Annotated in this window: 4 protein-coding genes and 1 pseudogene; 1 reads left to right on the forward strand and 4 read right to left on the reverse strand. The window is 38.7% G+C overall.

Translation table 11 applies throughout. The features are described from left to right. Positions 1-21: 21 nt before the first annotated feature. Positions 22-1938, reverse strand: coding sequence for a DUF1561 domain-containing protein (locus tag LEP1GSC049_RS214965; protein ID WP_016560802.1), 1917 nt, complete (start codon positions 1936-1938; stop codon positions 22-24). A gap of 269 nt (positions 1939-2207) precedes the next feature. Between LEP1GSC049_RS214965 and LEP1GSC049_RS2000000226280 the strand changes: the two are divergent. Then, positions 2208-2991: pseudogene (locus LEP1GSC049_RS2000000226280) on the forward strand (alcohol dehydrogenase catalytic domain-containing protein). Between the two features lie 484 nt (positions 2992-3475). Here LEP1GSC049_RS2000000226280 and LEP1GSC049_RS0205995 read toward each other — a convergent pair. From LEP1GSC049_RS0205995 to metK, 3 genes are all read right to left on the reverse strand, one after another. Then, positions 3476-3796, reverse strand: coding sequence for an ATP-dependent Clp protease adaptor ClpS (locus LEP1GSC049_RS0205995; protein WP_004751351.1), 321 nt, complete (start codon positions 3794-3796; stop codon positions 3476-3478). A gap of 111 nt (positions 3797-3907) precedes the next feature. Further along, positions 3908-4870 carry a transketolase family protein gene (locus tag LEP1GSC049_RS214960; RefSeq protein ID WP_016560828.1) on the reverse strand — a complete coding sequence of 321 codons (963 nt, stop codon included), beginning with the start codon at positions 4868-4870 and terminating at the stop codon, positions 3908-3910. Positions 4871-4877: 7 nt separating this feature from the next. Continuing rightward, the gene (gene metK / locus LEP1GSC049_RS214955) at positions 4878-6038 is read right to left on the reverse strand and encodes a methionine adenosyltransferase (protein WP_004751317.1); all 1161 of its coding nucleotides are present in this window, start codon (positions 6036-6038) and stop codon (positions 4878-4880) included. Positions 6039-6137 lie beyond the last annotated feature (99 nt).

Genomic DNA, 6137 nt, shown 5'->3' on the forward strand with positions numbered 1-6137 from the left:
GGCTTATTCTTCTCAATTCAATCATTGCAGAATACATCTACCTTCTAAACACTGATTTACAAGTGAGCTGGTTGGATATTCCCCTGTTCCTCTTCTATCCTCCCCTTCTCCAGTGCAATTTCTGTTAGAAATCATAAAATCAAAAGAGTTTTGATAAGATCCTACCAACTGTATTGTTATAAGTCTTATAAGAGCCCTATCTGGTCTTCCTAATCGATTATCAACTATCTGGATCGGATCTGTAGAGGGTGTTAAAGATTGTCTGTAAAAGCTAAGTGACGCAGAGATTAAGCTAGTTCGCATTACTACTAATCCTTGAGAAGTCCTAAGAATGGTAGCCGCATGCCAACCTAAAGTTCCATCTGGACGTCTCCTTCCCAGTATCGCAATCCAAAGGCTCCCATGGGAAGAATCGATGAGTGAACTAACGTGCGATAATATCTCAGAACGAGTAGTGAATTCAGCAGAGATAGCCCAATTGTACTGAGGTAGAATAGTTCTAGCAGATGCAAATGTAACTAGTCTGTTTCTGTTGTCGGCAGGAACAACATTAATGGAATGATACGTTCTCGGTATATCCGTCAACAATCTATCCAAGAACGGATAACGTTGTCTAAACGAGATAAAAGGATCAGTATTTGGAGCTGTATCGAAAAAATATCCACCACTCTGAAGAGGCTCTTGAGAATGATATTCCTGAAGTTCAGCTAACATTTGAAAAGCCTGAAGTGTACAAATACCACATATCCCACTTCCCTGGGTCGTATTTACAGTTGAAATTGCTATTTGATAAAGTCTCCGAATCCATGCCTCGGATAATTGAAAGTCTGGCGGTAAGGTTCTGACTATTCTTTTATGCCCTAAACTTACGTGATTACCTGCTGGACAATACTGTGTCGTCTTACCCAGATTAGACGACACATAACGCGTCCAATTCAGTAAGTCTTTAGTAACTACAAACAAAGAAGTGGGACTATTCCGAGTATCCGTTTTCACAAAACCAGGTTTGGCTGTATAAGCAACACCCCAATTGGATCCATATCTAGTAACTCTCAAAATATTACCTTGATAATCCGTGATGATCCCTCCTTGATCTGTTCCAAAAGACACGTTCCAAAAAGCTGAATTCTCCTTACTGATCACTGCGTCACTACACAATGCCCAAGTCACCCAATTCCAATTCGATCTTCCCACGTTAGAATACATACAATATAAAGATCCGCTAATAGAATTGTATTGAGCAATATGACCACTTTCAGGATTGTAGTAGAGAAGAGTTGTATTTTTATCGGAACTTCCCCTACGAATAAAATAACGTTCATTTCCCTCAGTAGTTTGCAAATCCCAAGCGATAGAAGTTTGAATACTGATGTTTCCGGGAGTAGCCACGGTCTCCACCCAGTCATTCATTGAAGAATCCAAAGTATGATTATAGTTATCACCAGAATTTCTAGAGATATAGCCGTACCAATTTATATCCTTCAATCGATAGTTCCCATCTACTGTCCAAAAAGCGTTTTCTTGTATAATCCATCTTTGCAGAGGATCATTGATTGTACAAGGTCTAAGGTGAACATAGTCCCAGATTTGTTCTGCTTTAATTACTTTTTCTGGAGCAGTAATACACAACCACGTATTATTGATGTTATACGAAATTCTTTGAAATACATCATATCTTGCATTCATAACGTGTTGTTCCGAGCACTGTTCAACTATAATGTAACTTTCACCTCCGCTAAAAATAGGACCGTAACAGAACTTTACACCGTCATGAATAACGACCTTGATCGCTTTATCTTTTGGTGGATCAGTAGGTTTTTGAACAATTGAACCAGTAACACCCGATGGAATAGGTGTAAATGCAGGATTCACTCCATAAGAGTAGTCAACTCTAATAAAAACGAACAAAACTAACAGTGACACTTTCCATTTACGCATTTTTCTTTCCTTTTGTAAAATTAAATAAAATTCTCGTTATTTAGTACATTCTAATGATCTGATAAATTATTTATTCTAGACTTAAATTTTAATTATATTAAAATTCTAATTCGTATTTTTTCTAAATTCCGAAAGTCAATTTATTATTTTCACGTGGGTTCGGCGTAAGAAATGTAATATGATTTTTAATCTTACGAATTAAAATAGACAATTCGCTTAAAATATAGTATCCATGTTTTAATATTCTTTTTCAAACAATTAGGTAACCTATGAAACGAATCGTATTCAAAAAGAAACATGTATTGGAATGGGAAAACGTTCCCGAACCAAAAATCCAAGTAGTCAAACCAATCGCGGTTTCGCGTTGTGATCTAGATCTTCCGATAGTAAACGGCTACACTCTATTTAGACCGGGAATTCCGATCGGTCACGAGTTTGTAGGAACAATCGAAGAAACGAGCCTAGAAATCGCAAATCAATATCCGAAAGGAACCAAGGTAATCATTCCGTTTCAAATTTCCTGTGGAATTTGTCCGGATTGTACAACAGGACGTTCCAAGGCTTGCACTTCGATCCCTTACGCGAGTCATTACGGAATGGGACCTTCCGCAAAAGAATTCGGCGGAGCCTTGTCAGAAAAAATTTGGATTCCATAGTTTTGTATTTGGATAACGATTCGGAAAGACTTAAAATTGCGGAAAATCTAGGCGCCATTGCGGTTCCGTATTCCATTCTTCCCAAAGCCTGGGAAAGAAAATTTCCCTTAATCACGAATTAAATGAAGGAATGGATTTCGCATTAAAATCTCTTTCTACGGAAGGTATCTACGGTTCTGCGTCTATCTTCTGGACAAATCAATTAGAAATTTCTTATTTAGATTTATATAATACTAGAGCAACCTTGAAGATCGGAAGAGTAGACTCGAGAGAACATATTTCATATATTTTAAAAAAGATCGAACCCGAAAAAATCGTGACTAAAATCTGTTCTTTCGAAGAAGCAGTCGAAGCCTGGCTCGAACCGGCAATAAAACTCGTCGTAAAAATAGATTGAATCACATTCTAATTTCTGAATCAACCTAAACTACCACTCCACAAGAGTCCGCTTTTTTTTAGTTCTTCTATGTAGAATGAATGGATTTGGCTCCAGTGAAATAACACGAAACTTTGCAAATCTATTCTTATGAAAAACTTGTAATAGTTCCTACAAAAAATTACTGTCGGTAATCTACTTTAACGTGAGCAGGGTGTAAGAAAAAATTTTTTAAAAGTAGTAGTTCCTACAATTTTAGAATTTATTCATAAAATCGTGATTTGTGAGAGTTCCCACATGATTTTACATACAAGCCCACTGCGCCAGACTCAATTGTTATAAGCTTCTATTTTATAAATTGTGGTAGTTCCCACATCTAAAAAATCAATCTATAAAGTTCAGATTTCAACTTTTTTTAGAATCATAGGTTTCTTACGCGAATTTACGTTGAATGGGATTTACTTGATTTCACGAAAAAAGTTTTGTCGGAATTCAAAATAGATTTTTATCTTTCCAAGGTGGCACTCATGGAACCTTTAGAATTGGACATTCTAGGATCGGCTCCATAATTTAAGATCCTCTCTTGGACGTGTTCTGCGTGTTCCAACTCTCCCGAAAAAACGACGGTTCTTTTTTCTTTATCTACTTGAACCGCATGCAGAAATGCCTTTTCTACAGTCATCATACAGATTTCAACGAGCATCTCAATTACATATTCGTAAGTATGTTCATTGTCGTCCCAAAGCACGACTCTCCAAGGCCCTCCCGTTGATTTCGTGGACTCCTTAGTAATTTCATTTAGGTCTGGAGTTTGTGTACTCGCCATCTCGCCAAAAATCTTACCAAGAAATAAGTGTAAGAAAAATTTCTTTTCTCATGAAAACCTTCGCCCTTTGAAAAAGATGAAACGAAATTTCATATCCACTGATCTAGAATTTTATTTCTTGAGAGTCTTCGCCTTCTTCACTGTTTCAACGATATTTTTAGAACGAAGACCAAAATAATCTAAAAGTTCCTTCCAAGTTCCGGACTTTCCAAACTGATCTTTCATACCCACCTTTAAAACGTGAACCGGATATTCTTCCGATAAAAACTCGCTGACTGCAGAACCAAGTCCACCGACCACGTTATGCTCCTCGCAAGTAACTACTACCCCACATTCTTTTGCGTATTTTAAAATCGTTTCCTTATCGATCGGTTTGATCGTGGCCATATTCAAAAGGGTCACTTGAATCCCTTCCTTGGATAATTCTTCCGATGCTTTGATCGCCTCGTTTACAAGAACTCCATTGGCGATGATGAGCACATCCTTACCTTCTCTCATCACTTCCGCTTCTCCAATTTGAAACTTATAATTTTCTCTTTCGATTACAGGAACATTCGGACGTCCTACTCGAACATAAACCGGACCTTTATAATCAGCGATTGTATGAATTATCTGTTTGCATTCGTTGTAGTCAGAAGGACAGATCACGGTCATTTCAGGAATGACCCTCATAATTGCAAAGTCCTCGATACATTGATGAGAAGCCCCGTCCTCACCAACTGTAATTCCTCCATGAGAAGCGACTAGCTTTACGTTTAAAAACGGATAAACCACGCTATTACGAACAATTTCCCAAGCTCTTCCGGAAAGAAACATCGCAAAAGAAGAAGCAAATGGAACGAGTCCAGAAAGCGCCAGACCAGCTGCATGACCAACTAAGTTCTGTTCGGCGACACCTACATTAAAAAAACGATCCGGAAAAGCTTTTGCAAACTTATTTGTTTTTGTAGATCCAGAAAGATCTGCATCTAAAACGACCACATCCGGACGAGAAGCACCTAATTCATGCAGCGCGTCTCCATAACCGTCACGAGTAGCTTTTTCAGTCGCAGTCGATGTGTTTGGAGCTCCCATTTTTATCTTATCCTTTTAAAGCAGAGGCTTTGTCGGTTTCTTCCCAAGTAAAAGTGGAACCTTTTCTTCCGAAATGTCCATAAGAAGCGGTTTCTCTATACTTTCTTCCTTTTTCAAGAAGTTTGAGAGATTCTATAATTCCTCTCGGAGTCAGTTTGAAATTGGCTCTAATTCTTTTTACCAATTCTTCTTCGGAAATTTTTCCGGTTCCGAACGTATCCACATGAACGGAAACCGGTTCTGCAACACCAATCGCGTAAGCAAGTTGCACTTCACATTTGTCAGCAAGTCCCGAAGCCACTACGTTCTTTGCAATATAACGTCCCATATAAGCGGCGGAACGATCCACTTTAGAAGGATCCTTACCGGAAAATGCACCTCCTCCGTGTCTTCCATATCCGCCGTATGTATCCACGATGATCTTTCTACCAGTTAACCCCGCGTCTCCGTGAGGTCCTCCAATGATAAACTGACCCGTAGGATTGATAAAATATTTCGTATTGTTCAGAAGATTTGCAGGAATCACTTTCTTGATACATTCTTCAATCAAAGCTTCTTCAATTTGTTTATGAGTTACATCCGGAGAATGTTGTGTAGAAATTACCACCGTGTCTATACGAACCGGTTTTCCGTCTTTGTATTCTACCGTAACCTGAGACTTTGCATCGGGTCTTAAGAATTTCAATTTGTTGGAATGTCTAAGTCCGGCTAAATGTTTAACCAGCTCATGAGAATAGTAGATCGGCATAGGCATCAATTCCGGAGTTTCATTGATCGCAAAACCGAACATCAAACCTTGGTCACCTGCACCTTGTTCTTTGAAAAGACCTTCTCCTTCAGTTACACCTTGAGAAATATCCGGGCTTTGCGCATGAACGTGTGCGGAAACTACCGCAAAGTCGGCGTCAAATCCCATCGTAATATCATTATAACCTATATCTCGAATTACATTTCTTGCAATTTCTTGTGCGTCTACTTTTCCCTTACTTGTAATTTCACCTGCAATTACCACCAGATTTGTGGTCACTAAGGTCTCGCAAGCAACTCTAGATTTCGGATCTTGATCGAGATAAGCGTCTAGAACCGCATCGGAAATCTGGTCACATACCTTGTCCGGATGACCTTCGCCAACTGATTCCGAAGTAAAAATAAAATCTTTTAAAGACATCTGTTTTTCCTGATAGGTGAAAATTAACGGGGAAGTTCCCGTTCTGATCCCAAAAACCTACGGATTGCCTTGGTGTCAAGAAGATCCAAACTATGTTCC

It is taken from the genome of Leptospira kirschneri serovar Cynopteri str. 3522 CT (assembly GCF_000243695.2).
GTDB classification, from domain to species: domain Bacteria; phylum Spirochaetota; class Leptospiria; order Leptospirales; family Leptospiraceae; genus Leptospira; species Leptospira kirschneri.